The sequence below is a fragment of the Pannonibacter carbonis genome (assembly GCF_003012935.1).
GTDB lineage: Bacteria > Pseudomonadota > Alphaproteobacteria > Rhizobiales > Stappiaceae > Pannonibacter > Pannonibacter carbonis.
Genome location: NZ_PUDR01000032.1, coordinates 1 through 1,250 on the forward strand (window position 1 = coordinate 1; position 1,250 = coordinate 1,250).

Below are 1,250 nucleotides of genomic sequence, written 5' to 3' on the forward strand. Positions count from 1 at the left end.
GAAAATCGGACAGTGACGGAAGCTACGATCTGACGTCTGCTGGTCTCCAAGAACGAGGAGATCAGGACATGAAGAAACGCAGGAACCATGATGCTGGGTTCAAGGCCCGCGTGGCGCTGGAGGCCGTGAAGGGCGAGCGCACGGTGTCGGAGCTGGCCGCGGAATACGGCGTGCATCCGACGATGATCCATCAGTGGAAGAAAGCGCTGCTTGACGGGGCCGCCGACATCTTCGAACGGGGCGGCAAGAAAGTCCCTGAGGTCGATGAGGATACGGTGCGGGCGCTTCATGCGAAGATCGGGGAGCTGGCGGTCGCCAACGATTTTTTGTCACGAAAGCTCAAGCCCTGGACCGGCAAGTGAGGCGCGGGATGATCGAACGCTCTCACCCCGCGCTGTCGGTCGGGGCACAATGCCGCCTGCTGTCGATCTCGCGCTCGTCGTTTTACTACGCGCCGCAGGGCGAGACCGAGATGAACCTGACGCTCATGCGGTTGATCGACCGGCAGTTCCTGGAAACCCCGTTCTACGGCGCCCAGCAGATGACCTGGCATCTGCAGAACGAGGGCCACGCCGTGAATGTGAAGCGCATCCGGCGGCTGATGCGGCTCATGCGCCTGATGCCGATTTACCAGAAGCCCGACACCAGCAAGCCCGCGAAGGGGCACAAGACCTACCCCTATCTGCTGGGCGGGCTGCGGGTGGAGCGGCCAAACCAAGTCTGGTGCGCCGACATCACCTACCTGCCCATGCGACGGGGCTTCCTATACCTGGTTGCCATCATGGACTGGTTCACGCGCAAGGTCCTGGCCTGGCGCATCTCGAACACGTTGGAGGCGGACTTTTGCGTCGAAGCGTTGAACGAGGCCGTCCACCGCTTCGGCCCACCCGAGATCATGAACACCGATCAGGGCAGCCAGTTCACGTCCTTCGCCTGGACCGACCGACTGAAGCGGGTTGGCACCCGGATCTCGATGGACGGCAAGGGCCGGTGCCTCGACAACATCTTCATCGAGCGCCTCTGGCGGTCCCTGAAGTATGAATGCGTCTACCTGCACGCCTGGGAGACCGGCTCGCAAGCCAGGGCTGGAGTCGGACGCTGGATCACCTTCTACAACCATCGTCGCCCGCATACTGCCCATGGCGGACAACCACCCGCCGTGGTCTACTTCAACGCAACCCAAACCGATCAGCAGGTGCAGGCAGTAGCTTAAATCATCCGGAAATCTGTCCAAGAGTCGGGGAGTAGCT

At 61.8% G+C, this 1,250-nt stretch carries 1 protein-coding gene; it reads left to right on the forward strand.

Translation table 11 applies throughout. From position 1 onward, the window contains the following. The first annotated feature begins 68 nt into the window (after positions 1-68). Positions 69-1,213, forward strand: a protein-coding gene (locus C8348_RS21840; protein ID WP_425270843.1) for an IS3 family transposase whose coding sequence is annotated in 2 segments (ribosomal slippage) — positions 69-354 and positions 354-1,213 — 1,146 coding nt in all. Because the reading frame shifts where the segments join, the coding sequence is not laid out codon by codon here. The last annotated feature ends 37 nt before the right edge of the window (positions 1,214-1,250 follow it).